17 protein-coding genes and 1 pseudogene are annotated in these 19,770 nt (G+C 42.0%); 6 read left to right on the top strand and 12 right to left on the bottom strand.

The features are described from left to right. The first annotated feature begins 33 nt into the window (after nt 1-33). The 3 genes from H6G79_RS23800 to H6G79_RS23810 all read left to right on the top strand — a co-directional run bounded on the left by H6G79_RS23800 (nt 34) and on the right by H6G79_RS23810 (nt 3,495). Nucleotides 34-852 carry an acyl-CoA desaturase gene (locus H6G79_RS23800; protein ID WP_190592409.1) on the top strand — a complete coding sequence of 273 codons (819 nt, stop codon included), beginning with the start codon at nt 34-36 and terminating at the stop codon, nt 850-852. 293 nt (nt 853-1,145) lie between these two features. Further along, nucleotides 1,146-2,198: a fatty acid desaturase gene (locus tag H6G79_RS23805; protein ID WP_190592408.1), complete on the top strand. Its 1,053-nt coding sequence runs from the start codon at nt 1,146-1,148 to the stop codon at nt 2,196-2,198. Between the two features lie 229 nt (nt 2,199-2,427). Next, a complete protein-coding gene (locus tag H6G79_RS23810) occupies nt 2,428-3,495 on the top strand; it encodes a fatty acid desaturase (protein WP_190592407.1) in 1,068 nt (355 codons plus the stop codon). 274 nt (nt 3,496-3,769) lie between these two features. Here the strand turns inward: H6G79_RS23810 and H6G79_RS23815 are convergent. Continuing rightward, nucleotides 3,770-4,371: pseudogene (locus H6G79_RS23815) on the bottom strand (Rpn family recombination-promoting nuclease/putative transposase); the annotation flags it as partial. Between the two features lie 332 nt (nt 4,372-4,703). On the opposite strand from H6G79_RS23815, the gene H6G79_RS23820 reads away from it, so the two are divergent. Continuing rightward, nucleotides 4,704-5,375, top strand: coding sequence for a hypothetical protein (locus H6G79_RS23820; protein WP_190592406.1), 672 nt, complete (start codon nt 4,704-4,706; stop codon nt 5,373-5,375). Nucleotides 5,376-5,455: 80 nt separating this feature from the next. Here H6G79_RS23820 and ureC read toward each other — a convergent pair whose 3' ends face one another. The 9 genes from ureC to H6G79_RS23865 all read right to left on the bottom strand — a co-directional run bounded on the left by ureC (nt 5,456) and on the right by H6G79_RS23865 (nt 15,758). Beyond that, nucleotides 5,456-7,162: an urease subunit alpha gene (ureC, locus tag H6G79_RS23825; protein ID WP_190592405.1), complete on the bottom strand. Its 1,707-nt coding sequence runs from the start codon at nt 7,160-7,162 to the stop codon at nt 5,456-5,458. Between the two features lie 68 nt (nt 7,163-7,230). Further along, nucleotides 7,231-7,905, bottom strand: coding sequence for a Coq4 family protein (locus tag H6G79_RS23830; protein WP_190592404.1), 675 nt, complete (start codon nt 7,903-7,905; stop codon nt 7,231-7,233). Between the two features lie 46 nt (nt 7,906-7,951). Further along, on the bottom strand, nt 7,952-8,257 hold the full coding sequence (locus H6G79_RS23835; protein ID WP_190592403.1) for an urease subunit beta: 306 nt from the start codon (nt 8,255-8,257) through the stop codon (nt 7,952-7,954). Between the two features lie 20 nt (nt 8,258-8,277). Further along, nucleotides 8,278-8,580 carry an urease subunit gamma gene (gene ureA / locus H6G79_RS23840; RefSeq protein WP_190592402.1) on the bottom strand — a complete coding sequence of 101 codons (303 nt, stop codon included), beginning with the start codon at nt 8,578-8,580 and terminating at the stop codon, nt 8,278-8,280. Between the two features lie 22 nt (nt 8,581-8,602). Then, entirely contained in the window at nt 8,603-9,523 is a 921-nt protein-coding gene (locus H6G79_RS23845) for an urease accessory protein UreD (protein WP_190592401.1), read from the bottom strand. Nucleotides 9,524-9,711: 188 nt separating this feature from the next. Further along, nucleotides 9,712-10,062 (bottom strand): Spx/MgsR family RNA polymerase-binding regulatory protein, encoded by a 351-nt coding sequence (locus H6G79_RS23850; protein WP_190592400.1) that lies wholly within the window; start codon nt 10,060-10,062, stop codon nt 9,712-9,714. Nucleotides 10,063-10,117: 55 nt separating this feature from the next. Next, nucleotides 10,118-11,899 carry an ABC transporter ATP-binding protein gene (locus H6G79_RS23855; protein ID WP_190592399.1) on the bottom strand — a complete coding sequence of 594 codons (1,782 nt, stop codon included), beginning with the start codon at nt 11,897-11,899 and terminating at the stop codon, nt 10,118-10,120. A gap of 140 nt (nt 11,900-12,039) precedes the next feature. Then, nucleotides 12,040-12,906, bottom strand: a complete 867-nt coding sequence (locus H6G79_RS23860; RefSeq protein ID WP_190592398.1) for a GNAT family N-acetyltransferase — start codon at nt 12,904-12,906, stop codon at nt 12,040-12,042. Nucleotides 12,907-13,010: 104 nt separating this feature from the next. After that, the gene (locus H6G79_RS23865; protein ID WP_190592397.1) at nt 13,011-15,758 is read right to left on the bottom strand and encodes an HAD-IC family P-type ATPase; all 2,748 of its coding nucleotides are present in this window, start codon (nt 15,756-15,758) and stop codon (nt 13,011-13,013) included. A gap of 133 nt (nt 15,759-15,891) precedes the next feature. On the opposite strand from H6G79_RS23865, the gene H6G79_RS23870 reads away from it, so the two are divergent. Next, nucleotides 15,892-17,019 carry an ATP-binding protein gene (locus tag H6G79_RS23870; RefSeq protein ID WP_190592396.1) on the top strand — a complete coding sequence of 376 codons (1,128 nt, stop codon included), beginning with the start codon at nt 15,892-15,894 and terminating at the stop codon, nt 17,017-17,019. A gap of 327 nt (nt 17,020-17,346) precedes the next feature. On the opposite strand, the gene rph is transcribed toward H6G79_RS23870, so the two are convergent. Together rph and H6G79_RS23880 are read right to left on the bottom strand one after the other, a co-directional pair. Next, complete coding sequence (rph, locus tag H6G79_RS23875; RefSeq protein ID WP_190592395.1) at nt 17,347-18,087, bottom strand: ribonuclease PH; 741 nt, start codon at nt 18,085-18,087, stop codon at nt 17,347-17,349. 122 nt (nt 18,088-18,209) lie between these two features. Next, nucleotides 18,210-18,770, bottom strand: coding sequence for a nucleoside monophosphate kinase (locus H6G79_RS23880; protein ID WP_190592394.1), 561 nt, complete (start codon nt 18,768-18,770; stop codon nt 18,210-18,212). A gap of 424 nt (nt 18,771-19,194) precedes the next feature. Here H6G79_RS23880 and H6G79_RS23885 point away from each other — a divergent pair, with 424 nt between their 5' ends. Continuing rightward, nucleotides 19,195-19,731, top strand: coding sequence for a P-loop NTPase family protein (locus H6G79_RS23885; protein WP_190592393.1), 537 nt, complete (start codon nt 19,195-19,197; stop codon nt 19,729-19,731). Nucleotides 19,732-19,770: the final 39 nt, after the last annotated feature.

Here is a 19,770-nt window from a genome sequence, read left to right on the forward strand (position 1 = left end):
ATTAGGCTGAACAATTTCAACACAGGTTACTGCATGACAATTGCTACTTCAACTAAACCTCAAATCAATTGGGTGAATACCCTATTTTTCGTTGGTCTACACATCGGCGCGTTATTTGCCCTTGTTCCTAGCAACTTTAGCTGGACGGCAGTTGGTGTGGGTTTATTACTTTACTGGATAACAGGTGGTTTAGGAATCACCCTAGGTTTTCACCGCCTTGTTACTCACCGCAGTTTCCAAACGCCCAAATGGTTGGAATATCTCTTGGTATTCTTCGGGACATTAGCCTGTCAAGGAGGGCCAATAGAATGGGTAGGGACACACCGCATTCATCATTTATATTCCGATACTGACCCAGATCCCCATGATTCCAATAAAGGCTTTTGGTGGAGCCACATGGGTTGGCTAATTCACAAATGCCCTGCTCATGCTGATGTTCCTCGCTTTACCAAAGATATTGCCGAAGACCCAGTTTATCAGTTTTTAGAAAAATATTTTATTCTCATCCAATTTGCTCTAGGTTTTCTCTTGTTGTTTCTAGGCGGTTGGCCATTTGTCATCTGGGGAATTTTTGTTCGCATTGTCTGGGTTTATCATTGCACCTGGTTAGTGAACAGTGCTACCCATAAATTTGGCTATCGCAGCCATGAATCTGGCGATAACTCAACTAACTGCTGGTGGGTAGCCCTACTAGTTTTTGGTGAAGGTTGGCACAATAACCACCATGCTTTTCAATACTCAGCCCGTCACGGTTTGGAATGGTGGGAAATCGATATGACCTGGATGACAATTCAGTTTTTGCAACTCTTCGGTCTAGCCAAAAATGTAAAACTTGCAGACAAAAAGTCGTAATTCGTTTATCATTTGTCATTAGTTATTGGTTTGCCAATGATTAATGACAAAGGTATTTCTAATATCCATTAGTCAAATATTTTTGGGTTTTAGATTATTAGATGTTGAATTGACCTCATAGATAAATTGGTGATTTTACCATGACACACTGTTGGTCAGTTCTATCTAAAAGCTACTTACTTCTGTGCTTGGGTAGCTAAAGTTGCTATAATCCAGAGCGTTAATTCAAAGATTTTTACTACAAGTTACTTTGATGTGACTTGGTGGAGGAGTTTGTTGTTTTTTAGGTTTTCATGACTACATCAATCATCAAGACGCAAGCCACAAATAAAGACCTTAGTAATTCCCAACTAAGGCTCAAAGATATTATCAAAACTTTGCCAAAAGAATGTTTTCAGCAGAATAGACGTAAAGCTTGGACACAGGTTTTCTTCAATGTTTTGATGGTGGGTTTAGGCTACTATAGTTTGGCAATTTCTCCCTGGTTTCTATTGCCTCTTGCCTGGATTTTTACAGGGACTGCTTTAACAGGTTTTTTTGTAATTGGACATGACTGCGGTCATCGTTCATTTGCCAAAAAGAAGTGGGTAAATGATTTAGTAGGGCATATATTTATGATGCCCCTGATCTACCCTTTTCACAGTTGGCGAATCAAGCATAATCATCATCACAAACATACCAACAAGTTAGATGAGGATAATGCTTGGCATCCCATCCGACCAGAAGTTTTTACCAATTGGGGTAACACTCGTCAATCTGCTTTTAAATTATTCATGAAAAAGCGGCTGTGGTGGGTAGGTTCCATTGGACATTGGGCGGTTGTGCATTTCGATTGGCGCAACTTTAAAGTTAAAGACCAAGGAAGTATTAAACTTTCAGTTGCTGTAGTTGTGGTTTTTGCAGCAGTTGTGTTTCCTACCCTCATTGCTACAACTGGGATTTGGGGATTTATCAAATTCTGGTTTATACCTTGGATGATATACCATTTCTGGATGAGTACCTTCACCATTGTTCACCACACTTTCTCTGATGTGCCGTTTGACAAAGCCAGCAAATGGAATGAAGCAATGGCGCAGCTATTCGGGACTATTCATTGTGATTATCCCCGGTGGGTAGAGTTCCTGTGCCACGATATTAACGTCCACGTCCCACATCACATTTCTACTGCTATCCCCTCTTATAATTTACGCCTAGCGTACAGCAGCATTAAAGAAAATTGGGGAAATTATTTGCATGATGAATTTAAGTTTTCTTGGTCTTTAATGAAACAAATTACAGACCAATGTCAACTTTATGTGACTGATGAGGGTTATCAAACTTTTAACGAATATTACGCAGGTAAGTAAACCAAAATTCAGCTAAAATCTCGCTGAATTAATCTCAGATCCTCAAAGTAGAGCGAAGAGATTATTTGTCTGCACATTAAAGATTTCTGGCAATTCTCTATAAATTTTAGTTATTGCTCAGTGAATTGCCAGATATTTTTGTCTTGCGTCTATATCAGCATCGCAAGTATCCCAAAGGGGAAGGAAAACCTCTAAAACAGTTCGACTTTATTTTTTATCAAAGAACCAAGTGCAATCAACTACTATCCCGTTCGACAGTTCTCGTGCAAATCAAGCTTCTGAGGATGCAACTAAACTGCCATTTACTCTCCAAGATTTAAAAGCTGCTATCCCAGATGAATGTTTTCAACCCAACGTCAGTAAATCACTGTTTTATTTCTTTCGTGACATTCTGATTATTGGTTCACTTTATGCAGTGGCGCATTATCTTGATTCTTGGTATTTTTGGCCTTTTTTCTGGTTAATGCAAGGCACAATGTTTTGGGCTTTATTTGTTGTTGGTCATGACTGCGGACATCAATCTTTTTCCAAGCATAAATGGCTCAATGACTTAATTGGGCATTTATCTCATACTCCTATACTAGTGCCTTATCACGGCTGGCGCATCAGCCATAGGACACATCATAAAAATACTGGTAATATTGATAATGATGAAAGCTGGTATCCTGTGAGTGAATCACAGTATAAAGAAATGCCTTTGGCACAGAAAATAGGTCGATATTATTTATTTTTATTGGCTTATCCAGTCTATTTATTTAAGCGTTCTCCCAACAAAGAAGGTTCGCACTTTTCACCAAGTAGCTCACTTTTCAAGCCCTCAGAAAAATGGGACATTATTACTAGCACTGCACTCTGGATTGGGATGGTAGGTTTGTTAGGGGTACTCACCTATCAATGGGGTTGGATGTGGTTGTTTAAATACTACGCTATGCCCTACATCGTGTTTGTGATTTGGTTAGATTTGGTAACATTTTTACATCACACTGAACCTGATATTCCTTGGTATCGTGGTGATGATTGGACTTTCCTCAAAGGTGCAATTTCGAGTATCGATCGCAATTACGGTTTGGTTAATCATATCCATCACGATATCGGTACTCACGTTGCCCATCACATCTTCTTGAATATTCCTCACTACAACTTGTTGAAGGCTACTGAAGCCATCAAACCTGTAATGGGTGAATATTACCGCAAGTCTGAAGAACCAATTTGGAAGGCTTTATGGCGTTCTTGTGTTAGCTGCCATTTTGTCCCTGACACTGGTGGAAAGGTTTATTACACCTCTAATCATCATTAAAGAACAATAGCCACTCTCACGAAAGTGCAAGATGTGAGTTATGAGGCAATACAGTTAGTGAAGGTTTCGATCCCCCTATACCCCTTGAAAATAGAGGAAGTACAATCAAAGTTCCTCTTCAAAAGGGTGAATTAGGGGGATATTTATAATTTAAATTTCACTAAGCATCGAAACTTTGTATTAAATTTAATAGCAACGTGACAGAAGTCTTTGACCTGTATGGGATTGTATAAAAATCAAACTGGCTGAGTCAAATGAAGAGAATATTCAGCGCGATCGTTGTAATCATTTCTATTATCGCGCGACTTGATGGCGATGAAGTTTCTTGACTTGCTTTAGTTAACAAATATCGTGCTTCTACGGGTGCTTGTTCTTCTTCTAAGGTAGTTAAAACCATCAGTGCTACCCACATAGGTAAAGAGCGAATATCTCCTAATTCATCTAAATACACCCGATGCACTTGTTCACCGTTCAACAATGAGCGATGGGGATGAGTATTTGTTTGCTCAATATTGCGTGATGGATAAATTATCACTGCTTGCCAATCAATAAATCGGGTACTATTACGGTAAAAATATAACGATGATTCGGCAAAAACTCTTTTATACAGATGTTCATCTCTTTGAAACTGCACCTCACAGAAATACACAATTCCTGCGCCTTCAGATTCTGGTGGGAGAAAGCGAAAAGTTTGTGGGGAAGGTTTCCTTCCACAAAACTTTTCAAGACAACGCCATCGATTTCAAATCTAGGTTCTTTAATAGCCACGGAATCAAACCGATAACTTTGAGCATTATTGGGAGGATGTTGCAGTAGCTCAAATAACAAAGGTGGGAATTGTTGAAATAGTTTATAAAATATCGAGTCTCGTCGCATAAAGAATTTTAATAGTTACTGGAAAAATATTTATGTATCTAGATGTTGTATGAGAGTAAGTTATTAGGTTTACATTGATAAATTTCTGATTTTTATCTATGTATCTCTGATACTATCTGGAATTAATTATCCTCTGCGTAAAAAATTTATTAAAATTGTTTGTATTTTTAACAACGAATTTACTTCAGTAAAATTATTGAAACTCTTATATTTCCGCAGAGATGACTAAATTTTTCAGCAAAAATAAACATCAGCTTTTAGGATGATTTTCTAAATTTAATTGTTTGGTTTAATGGGGCGAGTGTTCTGTTTCCGTTGAGGTTAAGTTCATAATGAAGGGAAAATCTCTGTCGTTGATTGGTACAGCTTTGACTTTGGCTTTGAGTGCTAACGTTGCAGTTGCTCAATCCAGTAAATCCCCAATTGCTCAGTCCAGTAGCCCATCCACTAGTTCACCAACGGAAATTCAATTGTCACCAGAAGGTTTAAAAATTCTGTGTGAACGTTTCCCCTTAAATTCCCGTTGTCCCAACGGTCAACCACTTACCCCAAGTTCTTCTGGTACTACCACCGTACCCGAAACACAGCCTTCTAGCACCACAACCAGCCCAGACAGTACAACAACCACACCTGAGTCAACACCTAACAGCACAACAGTACCTGCTGAACCTACAACTCCTGGCAGTACAACTGCACCAGATTCCACAAATCCTACCAATACAATTCCCGCACCTGGTAGCAGCACACCAGAATCTACAACTCCTGCACCAGATTCCACAACTCCTAATCAAATTACACCAGCCCCAGATTCTACAACCCCCGGTAGCACTACTACACCAGAATCTACAACTCCTGGCAGTGTAACTCCTGCACCAGAATCTACAACTCCTAATCAAATTACACCAGCCCCAGATTCCAGCACTCCTGGTAGTGTAACTCCTGCACCAGAATCTACAACTCCTGATAGTGGTGTTCAACCAGGTTCGACATCTCCTTCCAAGTAAAAATACAAAACTTGGTTAGGGAAATTTCTTTATAAGAGAGAGTGCTAGGCGATCGCACTCTCTCTTATAATTTTGGCAACTCAAAACAAAAAGTAACGCTGCGCCATTGGTAAAACTGTTGCAGGTTCACAAGTCAGCAATTCGCCATCAGCCCTGACTTCGTAAGTTTCTGGGTCTACTTCAATGTGTGGTAATGCGTCATTTAGCTTCAAGTCACCTTTACTTAATTGGCGAGTTCCAGTCACCGCCACAGTTGATTTTTGTAATCCCAACTGATGGGGAATTTCTCTTTCTAAAGCTGCTTGGGAAACAAAGGTGAAAGATGTTGCATTCCTCGCACCCGCAAAACTGCCAAACATTGGTTGTATATGAACGGGTTGGGGTGTGGGAATACTGGCGTTAGCATCACCCATTTGCGCCCAAGCTATCATTCCACCTTTAATCACTATCTCTGGCTTGACACCAAAAAATGCAGGTCGCCACAAGCATAAGTCTGCAATTTTTCCGGCTTCTACAGAACCGACATAATCAGCAATTCCATGTGTAATGGCTGGGTTAATAGTGTATTTTGCTACGTATCTTTTGGCGCGTAAATTATCTGCTTGGTTATCTCCCTCTAAACTTCCCCGTTGTACCTTCATTTTATGGGCAGTTTGCCAAGTACGAATTATTACTTCCCCTACTCTCCCCATTGCTTGGGAGTCAGAAGAAATCATACTAAACGCCCCTAAGTCATGCAAAATATCTTCGGCGGCGATGGTTTCTCGGCGAATGCGCGACTCCGCAAAAGCCACATCTTCGGCAATGCTGGGGTCGAGGTGATGACACACCATCAACATATCTAGGTGTTCATCTAAGGTATTGAGAGTGTAGGGACGGGTGGGATTTGTCGAAGAGGGGAGAACATTTGCTTGACCGCAGACTTTGATAATATCGGGTGCATGTCCGCCACCTGCGCCTTCGGTGTGGTAGGTATGAATGGCGCGGTTTTTAAAGGCGGCGATGGTATCTTCCACAAACCCGGCTTCGTTGAGGGTGTCGGTGTGGATGGCGACCTGCACATCATATTCATCAGCCACACTCAGACAAGTATCAATGGTGGCGGGAGTTGTTCCCCAGTCTTCATGCAGTTTTAAACCCATTGCACCAGCTTGTACTTGTTCTGCTAATGCTTGGGGTTGACTGGCGTTACCTTTACCTAAAAATCCCAAGTTCATCGGAAAAGCATCAGCAGCTTGTAACATCCGGTAAATGTTCCAAGGGCCGGGGGTGCAGGTGGTGGCGTTGGTTCCGGTGGCGGGGCCAGTTCCACCGCCAATCATGGTTGTGATTCCAGAGGCGATCGCCACTTCAATTTGTTGAGGACAAATAAAATGTATATGGCTATCAATTCCGCCCGCCGTGAGAATCATTCCCTCTCCAGCTAAGGCTTCAGTTCCAGGGCCAATAATAATATCTACGTTGTCTTGAATATAAGGATTACCCGCTTTCCCAATTTTAAATATCTTGCCATCTTTAATGCCGATGTCTGCTTTGACAACTCCCCACCAATCAAGGATTAACGCATTGGTAATGACTAAATCGACAGCACCATCGGCGTTAGAAATCGGCGATTGTCCCATCCCATCACGAATCACTTTACCACCGCCAAACTTCACTTCATCACCGTAGGTAGTAAAGTCTTGTTCAACTTCGATAAACAATTCTGTATCAGCCAGACGGATGCGATCGCCTACAGTCGGCCCATAGGTTTCTGCGTAGGCGCGGCGAGACATTCTGTAACTCATAACTAATCCTGATAATTATTTTTTATTCCCATCTGAAACACTCCAGCTACTGAAGGCAGATTTGAGTTTTAGGGTATATAAACTGAGGTGGGTTCAATTCCTAATTCGCTGCGCCATTGAGATAGGGGTTTATCCCAACCTTCTTCCCATTTTTGGGCTATGAGGGGTTTAGCTTTGGCTCCCATACGATAGCCTATAGCAATTTGTGTTAATAAATGATCCATTTGTTCTGGTGCATTAATTAATGTTCTCATTAATCCCCCTGCTAAGAGAATGATCGGTAAGGGGATACGAATTTGAGCTAAACAAAATGCTTGTAATCCTAATTCACCATTGACATCAAAGCTTAATCCTGTAACTACATGCCAAATATCATGAGTTTGTCTGAGGCGATGCAAGATATAGCTGGTGTCATCTGTGATTTTTAAACCCCGATAGTAATTGGGATCAAAGCCTGTATCTTTTATATATTTGGCAAAAGCATATCCTAGTGAACCTTCAGGACATTTGCCGATCGCTTCCATATCTGGAGGTGGTGCAATATAACGTTCTTGAATAATTTGTGCTACTTCTGGTTTTGATTTGATATATTCAATTGCTAATTTAGTCGCTTTGATGTTAATCATTCCATCTTCAATATCTGGAGTTGCATCAGCACGACCAGGATCTATAAATAGAGTAATTGCACCTTTTAATGTGTTTAAAAATTCTAGATTTAACCCGCGTAAATCTTTTAAAAACATCTGACCCTGCCTTTATGTATTTGGTATTAAGGCATGAAAGCCTTAACTATAATTGGCCATTTACCTTAGCATTAAAACCGTAAACTTGCCGGCTACCAGTAAAGGGTATTAAAGTGACTTCCTTTTCATCCCCTGGCTCAAAGCGTACTGCTGTACCAGCCGGAATATCAAGGCGCATTCCTTTGGCTTGTTCTCTATCAAAAATTAATGCAGAATTGACTTCATAAAAATGAAAATGTGAACCTACTTGGATAGGGCGATCGCCTGTATTTGCCACTGGCAATTTTACAGTCGGACGACCTGCATTTAGTTCTAGTTCCCCTGCTGCTGTGATAATTTCTCCAGGTATCATAGTAATTTTCTAAAATAAATTTAACGAATTGGATTATGTACTGTCACTAACTTTGTGCCATCTGGAAAAGTGGCTTCTACCTGGACTTCATGTACCATTTCTGCGACACCTTCCATGACATCATATTGGCTTAATAAAGTTGTGCCGTAACTCATCAATTCCGCAACAGTTTGTCCATCTCTTGCGCCTTCTAAAATTGCAGCAGATATATAAGCCACTGCTTCAGGATAATTTAATTTCAAGCCTCTTTCTTTGCGTCTTTCCGCTAATAAAGCAGCAGTAAAAATTAATAATTTATCTTTTTCCTGCGGCGTAAGTTGCATCTTTGCATCCTTTATCGTTTGTTTAAATCTGCCAAACTCTCGGTATACATATACCACGACTTAAAAAAGATGTTCGTAGTATGTGCCAAACAGCTGTAAACCAGTTTCGCACCTCAGATGTGGAAGCGCCGCGATATCTACACAAAAGTCCATGTTCTAGTTGTGTCACTCCTATTAAGTGCTGAGTGCTGAGTGCTGAGTGCTGAGTGCTGAGTGCTGAGTGAGGAGTGGGGAGTGGGGAGTGGGGAGTGGGGAGTGAGGAGTGGTGGGTAAAGAGAGAACGTGCTTGTTTGACAATTTCTGTGGAGACTGGATGACCAAGCCAAAGCAAGCTACCGACGATGGGTTGTCCAAATAAACCAGATGGACTGTGAAAAATTTCGGGGTTCCCTGGTAAAAATTGACGGTCTATCCATAATGGAACACCTTGCTGCCAAATTTCAGTGTGCGATCGCCATTTTCCTTGTAAGAATTTCTCGCCTCTAGCACTGCGACCAAAGCGCGTAATTTCCCAGCTTAAAAAACTCGCTCCGGGTGCTAATTCTACCTGTAAATCTTGGCGATAATCTGCGCCGTTAAACAAAATTGTTTCTTGGGGTAACAATTCTAAACAAGCGCCTGCATCAATTTGAATATCTAGAGTTTGTCTGGCTTGTAAACCATTACTGCGATAGATTTTACTGGCTGCGGCGGTGGTGATTAAAGCTTGGGTATCGGGTTTAAGGTGAAAATAAGATGATAAGCGATCGCCTCCCACCACACCCCCGGCTGTATGTAAAATCACACTATGACAGACTTTTTCACCTTCTGGGTAAAACGGACGTTGCACTTTGAGGGGTGCTTGATGATGGTTATAAATTAGCTGGGTCGAATTTTGGCGATTCTCATATACTAAGTTTAGTTTTCCCTGCCAAGCTGTTGCTGTTTGTGGTTGATCAATCATTGTGAATCAAAGAAGTTGTCACGCTCAAACTTCCACCTCAGCAATTTTAATTGAAGAAGGCAGAAGGCAGTCCAATGAAAAAATTTCACAACCACACATGAAAATGTCACAGTCTCCAGTCAAGATTATTGTCTGGGAAATCGAAATACCGAACATTTGCCTGTTTGGGCTGGAGTTTCCTCTGGGAACTATTTTAATTTTTCTCGTACTAATGTCTCATTTTTGAAACCAGTCAATACGGCTGTTCCATCTTTAACAAACAATGGACGTTTGAGTAACATCGCATCAAGTGTGAATGCGTCTATCCATTGTTGTTCACTCCAAGTCTTTTTTTGTTCGCCTAAAGCGCGGTAAGATTGCCCGGAGGTATTTCGCATCACAGCAGAACCCAGGGACTTTACCCAATTTTCGATTTGCTCACGGGTGGGCGGATTTTCTTTGGTGTTGATAAACTCATAGTCAATTTGGTTGTTTTGCAGCCAAGTTAGAGCTTTTTTGCAAGTACCACAGTTGGGTATGCCGTAGACTTGAACAGACATAATTAAATTTGAGCAACAATTTCCAGATATACCATTTATAGGTTTGAGATGATGCCTATGAATTATTTGCCCCTAGTTGGAGGCTATAAAGATTTGCATAGACTCCTTGTTGTTTTATCAGTTGTGTGTGAGTGCCTTGTTCGACTATTTGCCCTTGTTGAATGACTAAGACTTGATCTGCTTGGGTGACGGTGCTGAGGCGGTGAGCAATGACAAAGCTGGTACGACCTTGTAACAACCGTGCGATCGCACTCTGCACTAATGCTTCTGTACGAGTATCAATACTGCTAGTTGCTTCATCTAAAATCAAAATTCGGGGATTAATCAACACCGCACGGGCAATACTAATAAGTTGTCGCTGTCCTTGACTGAGGGGCGCACCTCGTTCACCTAGTTTGGTGGCGTAACCTTGTGGTAAGGAAGTAATAAACTCATGGACATTTGCCAATTGAGCCGCACTTTCAATTTCGGCTTGGCTGGCGTAAGGAGCGCCAAAGGCAATATTTTCGGCGACAGTGCCACTGAACAAAATATTATCTTGCAAAACAATCCCAATCTGACGGCGCAAACTGGCTTGGGTGACACGCCGCACATCAATGTCATCTATTTTGACTGCCCCGCCAGAGACATCATAAAAACGCAATATTAGGTTAATGATTGTCGTTTTACCTGAACCTGTTGACCCGACTAAGGCAATCATTTGTCCAGGACTAGCGTGTAAGTTCACGCCTTTGAGAACCAGTTGCTCTGGATTATAGCCAAAGGTGACATTCTCAAATCTCACCTCACCTTGAATTGCTGGCATTTCTTGGGCATCCGGCGCATCTTTGAGTTGGGCTGGTTCATCTAACAGCAGGAAAATCCGCTCTAGTCCAGCAAAAGCTGATTGGGCTTGGGTGTAAAACTGACTGAGAATTTGAATCGGGCGGAAAAATTGTTGGACGTAGAGTAAAAATGATGTCACCACACCCACGGTTGCGGCTCCAGTAACGGCGAGATAACCACCGAATGCGAGTACGCCTGCGGTGGCGAGGGTGTTGAGAAAATCAATTGAAGGTAAAAAAGCCGCAGTAATCGCCACCGCCTCGACATTGGCATCCCGGTTAGCTGCGTTGAGCAGGTCAAATTCTTGAATGTTGATGTGTACGCGGTTAAATGCTTGGGCTTCACGCACACTACTAATATCTTCTTCTAATTTGGCTGAGAGGTCGCCAATGGTTTGCCGGGTGACGCGGAATTTAGTTCTTGCCCAACGAGCAAATAAGCTGGTGGTAAAAATCATCAGTGGTACAACTAGGTTACTCAATAAACCGAGTTGTAAATTAATAGCCAACATCGCAATGACAATTCCAACCAAACTAAAAACGTTACCCAACATTTGGGCAACGGTTTGTCCGAATGCTTGATTGACGGTATTGACATCATTTAGTAAGCGACTCATCAAATCGCCTGCTTCACTGCGGTCAAAAAAGCTGAGTGGCAAACTCTGAATTTTCAGAAAGATATCTTGGCGCAGTTGTGCCAATAATCGCTGCATAATCCAGCCGACACGCACAATTTGACCACGGGTTGCCGAAATACCAAGTACGTAGAGTAATGCTAATAGTCCTAACAGCAGCAACAACCCAGATAAATTACCTTGGGCAATTAGATGGTCAACTGACCAACCAAGTAAAAAAGGTGCGATCGCCTGAGTTGATGCACCAATTAGTACTAATGTCAAGGCAATGGGAATTTCTTTGCGATATGGTCGCAGGTATTGTAAAAATCGCCTGACGGTTGAGAGTTGCTGAGTTGCCAGTTGCTCAGATGCAACAATTGGGCTTGTAGCTCTCATAAGAATTTTGGATTTGGGATTTGAGATTTTGGATTGGGAATGGCTGTCTGCGGCTGGTGGCAATTATGGTTTCAATTGCGACAATTTCTATTGTATTTAATTCTGGAACTAGAAAATTCAACGCTGACAACCAGTCATGTTTATGTTGACTGAAACATCACCAAACCAAATTCTTCGCCAGTGGGACGAAAGCCAATCGCCTGGTATGCTGCTAGGGCTGGATAATTTTCTCGATTGGTGAATAAGATAGCACGTTCAACTCCGTGCGATCGCGCTTCTAATAATGAGCCAGCTACTACACATTTGGCGTAACCTCTACCCCTTAAAGCTGGTGGTGTCCATACGCCACCAATCTGCACAATATCAGGTAGCCAAGCATTAAAAGTTGTATAAGCGATGGGCATATCTTGGGCGACTAAAATCCAATGTCTCGCCCTGGCTTGGCGTGCTTCTAACTCACGGCGACAATTCACGACTAAATCAGGGGTGTGGGGGTGTCCCAAGGCTTCTATATTGTAGTCAGCACACCAATGGCTAAGTAAGTCAAATTCTTCTGGGTAAGGCAAGCGACATTCAACTTCTCCTGATGCTAAAGCTGGAGGTACTTGTAAATTTGGCAAGGCTAAAGACAACAATATTTCACTGTCATCAAGTTGAGTTGGTTGTTCAACTAGTCCCAAAACTTGCTTAGTGGCTGTAACTTGCACTGTAGGGCCGGCAATTCCCGAAATCTGGCGATGGGACTGGTTGACTACTGCTTGTACCACTTCCGCCAGATGCGCTGGTGCTTGAACTATGAGCATCCCATTCCAATAATGTGCGGCGACTGCAACTATAATTTCATTAGCGATCGCGGCTATGTATGTTCCCTGAAACCTTGCACCTTGGTCGAGTAACCCTGCTTCACGCCAATTTGAGCGCAAAAACATTGAAGTATCGGCGTGTTGCAACAAAAAGTTTTCGAGCAATGCTTCATCGCCAGGTTCCAAGGTTTTTAAGGTAGCCACACAAAACTCCGCTAGTTGAGTTAGAAAGCCATGTTGATAAATGATTGCAAGGGTTAATCAGACATTGCTGTTACTCTAACTTAGTCAACCAGAAAATACTACATTTAATTTGGTGGATCAAAGCGATTCACTACCGTAGCCCACAAAATCATAGGTGAACCTACCGCTAAACAAAACAACCACTGTGACAAGTCCAAAGGTGCTGTTTCAAACACTTCATTAATTAACGGCACATGAGCAAAGGCAATTTGCAAAATAATTGCGCCTACAATTCCTAATCCAATGGCAGGGATATCAACGTTTTCTTTGATTGTGCCGTCCATTTTGGCAATCAAGTTGGGAATTAATTGGCTGATACTCAATAAATAAAATATGCGTCCAGCAATTAGAGAGTTAATTGCCATTGTTCTCGCTAAATCTATATTGCCTGTGGTTTGGCGGATATATTCAAATACCCCAAATATCACAATCCAATTAAACAAAGAAATTGCCAAAATTCGTTTTAACCTGCTGCCAGAAAGTAGAGGTTCATTAGGATGGCGGGGCGCTTGCTGCATAACACTTTGGGCTTTTGGCTCAAAGGCTAAGGGAACCGTCATCGTGATGGAATTGAGCATATTGAGCCAAAGAACTTGTAAGGATAAAATTGGCAAATCTCTGGCTAGTAATGTGCTAATTAAAATTGTCATTGATTCCCCGCCATTAACAGGCAAGATAAAGCAAATTGCTTTGAGTAGATTTTTATAAACGGCTCTTCCTTCTTCTACTGCCGCTTCAATGGAGGCGAAATTATCATCGGTAAGTAGCATATCTGCGGCTTCTTTGGCGACTTCTGTACCAGCACCACCCATCGCAATCCCAATATCTGCTTGTTTTAAGGCTGGAGCATCGTTGACACCATCTCCTGTCATAGCGACAATTTCGCCTTTTGATTGCAAGGCTTCGACTAAACGCAGTTTTTGTTCTGGGGCGACACGGGCAAAAACTACACCTTCTTCGGCAACTTGGGCGAGTTCGGCTTGATCCATTTTTGCGAGTTCTGTCCCGGTGAAAGCCAGAACAGAGCCATTTTTATTAATGCCCATCCGACGAGCGATCGCTTGGGCTGTGATTGCATGATCACCAGTAATCATTTTTACCTGAATCCCGGCTTCTTGACAGGCTTGTACTGCCTTAATGGCACTTTCACGCGGTGGATCAATCATTCCTTGCAAGCCGATGAAAGTTAACCCAGTCTCAATATCTGGATGATCAACTGTATTCTGCTCGTCGGGGACTGCCTTTTTTGCCAAAGCTAAAACCCGTAAGCCTTGCCGCGCCATAATATTAACTTCGCGCTCGATGCTGGTTTGTCGTAATGTTTCTACACAATCCAAGGGGCGGAGTTGTCCCTCAGTATTTAACATCAAGGTGCAGCGTTGGAGTATTGCTTCTACGGAACCCTTAACATAAATAGTTTTACCTTGAGGTGTGACGTGCAGAGTCGCCATGTATTGAAAGTCTGATTCAAAGGGAATTGCATCTAGTCTGGCCATTTCTTGGGCGAAGATTGACTGATTAAAACCGCCTTTGTGGGCTGATGTAATCAACGCTCCTTCTGTGGGATCTCCCATGACTCCCCACTTGCCATTTTTCTTTTCTAAATGAGAGTCGTTACACAACAAGCCGGCAATTAAGCATTCTTGTAAACCTTTATCGCTATTGAGGTTCACGGGTTTGTCATCAATTAAGATTTCCCCATCTGGTGCGTAACCTATGCCACTGACAGTATATTGATGTCCTCCAGCGTAAATTGCTTGTACTGTCATCTGGTTTTCTGTCAAAGTTCCAGTTTTATCGGAACAAATTACAGTTGCACTCCCTAAAGTTTCAACGGCTGGTAATTTACGAATAATTGCGTTGCGCCTAGCCATCCGGGAAACACCTATGGCTAAGGTGACTGTAACTACTGCTGGTAATCCTTCCGGGATGGCACTGACTGTTAAAGCGACAGCTGCTTCTAAAGCTTCTTGAAAACCGCGAAAGCTTAATCCGACGACGAAGCAGAGGGTTGCTAAACCTAATACCATATACAGCCAATTTTGGCTGAATTTATTGAATTTCCTAGTTAATGGTGTGGAAATATCTGTGTGTTGTTCCATTAACTGGGAAATCCGCCCTGTTTCAGTGCTGTTACCCGTAGCAACTACAATCCCAGTACCTTGCCCAAAGGTAACAAAGCCACCTGCGTAAGCCATGTTTTTGCGTTCGGCTAAGGCTGTATCTGGCTTGATAGTTTGTATATTTTTTTCTACTGCTACAGACTCACCAGTTAACGCTGATTCATCAATTTGTAAATTTTTAACTTGAATTAACCGTAAATCTGCTGGGACTTTATCACCGGAAGTCAGTAAAACAAGGTCTCCTGGGACTAACTCTCTAGAAGGAATGCGGATTTTTTGACCATCACGGAGGACTGTCGCTTCTGTGGTAATGGCTTGGGCTAATGCCGCGATCGCACCTTCGGCTTTTGATTCTTGCACAAACCCAATGATGGCGTTGGTAGTAGTCACACCCCAAATCACACCAGCATTCACCAAGCTGCCAGTTAAGGCTTTGACTAAACCTGCACACAGCAAAATAATCAGTAGTGGTTGGTTAAATTGCAGTAAAAATTTTAACCACCAAGCTTTGCCTTTCTTGCCTGTCAGTTCATTTGCCCCGATCTCGGATAGTCGCTGCTTGACTACTGCACTACTCAAGCCATATTCGACATCAGTTTGTAATTGGGCGATCGCATCGGCAATCTCTAACGTATGCCAAACACTAGGCTGTTGTTCTTGAGGTGCGGTGAAAGTTACTGCCTGTGCCATACTCAATACCTTTATTTTGGTGTTTGAATATATTTAACACTAAAAAATAGTGCAGAAGTAAAAATGACACTAATTAAAATTGATACAAATCATAGTTATGTTCAATGGTTGCGAAGTGAACATCGAAGTGAGTATGCTTGCCCTTACAGTGGGGATAAAAACTCAAGGCAAAAAGTACGTGAATTTAGATTTGTCTACGCCTTTACAACTAATTGGGCGATCGCTAGAATTTCAGAGGATTGTAGAAGTATTAGCCCAAGATGGAGACTTGCTAATTACTGGGGTTCCTGGTAGTGGAAGGCGAACTCTGGTACGAACAGCAGCCCAAGAAGTTGGGGCGATAGTTTTGGAGATAGACTGCATCCGCGCTACTGATGGGGATAGATTTATCCAACTGCTGGCGGAAGCGATTAGTCAAAACTGGCAAGCAACAGCAATTCAAGACTGGGTAAACAACTTTGGCAATGAGTTTTTCATCTATCATCCAGAAAGGAAGCTCAAGCTATTGCGTTCTTTAAACCAAAAGCAACAATGGCAAGCATTTGAAATTTTGCTCAATTTGCTGCAAATCATGGCTGTGAATTTAAATCAGCGTGTGGTGTTGATTTTGCAGAGTTTTCCCCATATTCGTTCTTGGGATCGGAATGGTTTGTGGGAGGGTACATTTAGGAGAGAAATTAATGTGCATACTCATGTCAGCTATGTTTTAGTAGCAACCATCGCTGAGAGTAGCCATCATACAGATGAGACCAACTATCCTTTAGAAACTATCCAGTTAGCACCTTTACCTAGAGAAGTTTTAGCATTATGGGCGCGAGAAACATTACATACACAAGGACTGAAATTTGATTCTCGTTCTCAGGCACTGCAATTATTTTTAGATGCTGTACAAGGACATATTGGTGATGCAATGGCGATCATTCGTCGCTTACAAACTTTTTCTGGTAATGATGCTTTAATTAGTGAATTTGCTGTGCAGCAAGCAATAGAAGGTTTACTGAAAGATTTATCTTTAACTTTTGAATCTTTAGTGATGTTATTGCCAGCAAATCAGTTACATCTTTTAGAATCTTTGGCTTTAGATCCTACAGATAAGCCACAAAGTAAAGAATACATTCAAAAACATGGTCTGTCTAGAGGTGGTAGTCTGCAAGGTTCCCTAATTGGATTGCAGCACAAAGGTTTAATTTATAATGCTGAACATGGTTATAGACTAGCGTTACCTTTATTAGCTTTATGGTTGCGACATAAATTAAGTTAGAGATGTATACAGCGTTTCTCAGCTAGTAGTAGCGTGACAGGACTAAAATAGTGCATTAGTAAAAAGTGGAAAACATTGATTTATCTCAATTGAATCCAAAATATATTGCAACATTTAAGGCTAGACAGTCCACTAGTTTATACCAATTCGCAATTCGCAATTCGCAATGACGCGACGCTCATTCCTCGCTAACGCAATTAAGAAATCTAGCTCCAGTAGACTTTCCTAATTTCTATCTGTCGCATTCTTTTCTTAAATTGGTGTTATGTAGGCTTTGAGTCATAAAGTTATGTCAAAGTGCTGAGTCACAAGACAAAATTTCATGCTTCAGACTTGATAAAGTTTTTCCCAATTAGGAATAGCCTCACGTTGAGCAATTAATAATTGTTGAATACCTTTTTCGGCAAAATCTAACAACTGATTTAACTGAGTGCGAGTAAAACTACCTTCTTCTGCTGTTCCTTGAACTTCAATAATTCCCAGGCGATTATCCATAACAACGTTGAAATCGACTGTAGCGGCCACGTCTTCTGGGTAGTTTAAATCTAGATATGGTTCACCGTCTAATAAGCCTACAGAAACGGCTGCTACTTGTCCAGATAAAGGCGATCGCTCTAACACCCCGCGCTGTAATAATTGCGAAATTGCCTGCGCTAAAGCCACAAAACCACCTGTAATGGCTGTGGTTCTGGTTCCTGCATCGGCTTGCAAAACATCAGCATCTACAGTGATGGTACGTTCTCCTAAAGCTTCAAAATCTAAGGTAGCTCTTAAGCTACGTCCGATTAACCGTTGAATTTCTTGCGTCCTTCCCGACAATTTCAACAATTCCCTTTCCTGGCGTTGCTGGGTGGCGGCGGGTAACATTCGGTACTCAGCCGTTAACCAACCTTTGCCACTTCCCGTTAAAAATCTCGGTACTCCCTCAGTCACGCTGACATTACAAAGTACCTGAGTATCGCCGCATCTAGCTAACACTGAACCAGGCGCAAAGCGAGTAAAGCCAGACTGAAAGCTTACAGGACGGAGTTCGTAAGGTTGTCTGCCATCGGGACGCTGCCATGCCATTGAATTTGCCTCAAGATTTTCCTATTAGAATACTGTGGGAAGTGTGAAGTCTGAAATTTGCAATCTGAAATTTTATCTTTTGACTCAAAATGCACACTGAGCGAAGTCGAAGTTTACGACACTCAGCACTCAGCACTCAACAGCAAATTCAAAATATTCTGTTCGACCATATCGGGTGGTTGATCGCCGTTGATGGTTAACAGGCGGCGGCGACGATCGTAATATTCTAGGATGGGGATAGTGCGATCGTAAAAGAGTTCTACACGACGCTGGACGATTTCTGGTTGGTCATCTGGAAGAGAACGCCCCAAGGAACGGCTAACCATGACGGCTTGTGGGACTTGTAAATAAATTGCCCAGTCGAGTTTCTGTCCTAGAGTATCCAATAAAAAATCTAGTTCTTCCGATTGAAAGGCAGTGCGGGGATAACCTTCTAATATCCAACCACAACCAACATCAGGCTTGGTCAGGCGCAGGCGCATTAATTCAATCATCATTTCATCGGGAACTAACTCGCCTCTGGCTACGTAGGGTTGTGCATGGCGACCAAGTTCGCTATAGTTAGCGATCGCTTCCCGTAAAATTTCACCCGTAGAAATCTGAGGTATATCAAAGTGTCTGCCCAGCCTTTGCGCTTGAGTGCTTTTACCTGATCCTGAACCTCCCAGAATCACTAATTTCACTTGATTTCACTCCTCATCTGGTAAAATTCACAACATTCTACTCTGTTTTTTCCAAATTCAGAGTTCTGATGAGACTCGGCTAATTTCATTCATGGCTCCAAATTTTGCGATCGTGTTGCGACTAGTTTCATCCAAAAAACAAAAATGTCAATAAGTAGTAGTACAAAATTAAATTCATTATTGGAGGTAAGGAACAGGGAACAGGGAAAGAAAGTGTGTGATGAACGCTGGGTGAGTACTTATCTCATCCCAATGTTGGATTTTGGATGACTTTTCCGTTCCAGCCTTACCCATTCCCTACTCTCTACTCCCTATTTCCCTTTCCTCAGAACACCCTTGTCAAAATCAGGTTAATCATATAAATAGATTTGAACCACTCTCAACAGAACATATTTATTTTTTTGTAATTTTCTAAATTTTCCTTATGGTTGCCCAGTTAGAATCTTTCAGCACCAATTCGACCATTTCCTTACCAAATCCAGTAGAAGGGCTTGTGCAGGTTTTCACCAGTTCTCACCGTAACTTTTTCACTACTGTTATGGCGCAAGCCTTGAGAATTGCTGGTCAAGGCACATCTGTATTAGTAGTACAGTTTCTTAAAGGCGGTATCGGTCAAGGACAGGACAAACCAATTCAGTTAGGACAGCATCTCGACTGGATACGCTGTGATTTGCCTCGCTGTATCGATACACCACAACTAGACGAAGCCGAAAACCAAGCTTTACAAAAATTATGGCAACATACTCAAAATGTCGTCTACGAAGGTAAATATTCCTTGGTAGTTTTAGATGAGTTAAGTTTAGCCATCAACTTTGGCTTGATTCCTGAAGCCGATGTTTTAGAGTTTCTGGCAAAACGTCCGCCCCACATCGATATCATTCTCACAGGCCCAGAAATGCCCAAATCCTTATTAGATGTCGCTGACCAAATCACCGAGATTCGCCGGAGCGATCGCCCCTAAACAAAATACTCCGTTCACGATATTCTAGTAGTTCGGTTG

Origin of the sequence: Anabaena sp. FACHB-83, assembly GCF_014697485.1 — a bacterium.
In the GTDB taxonomy this organism is placed as follows: Bacteria; Cyanobacteriota; Cyanobacteriia; order Cyanobacteriales; family Nostocaceae; genus Nostoc_B.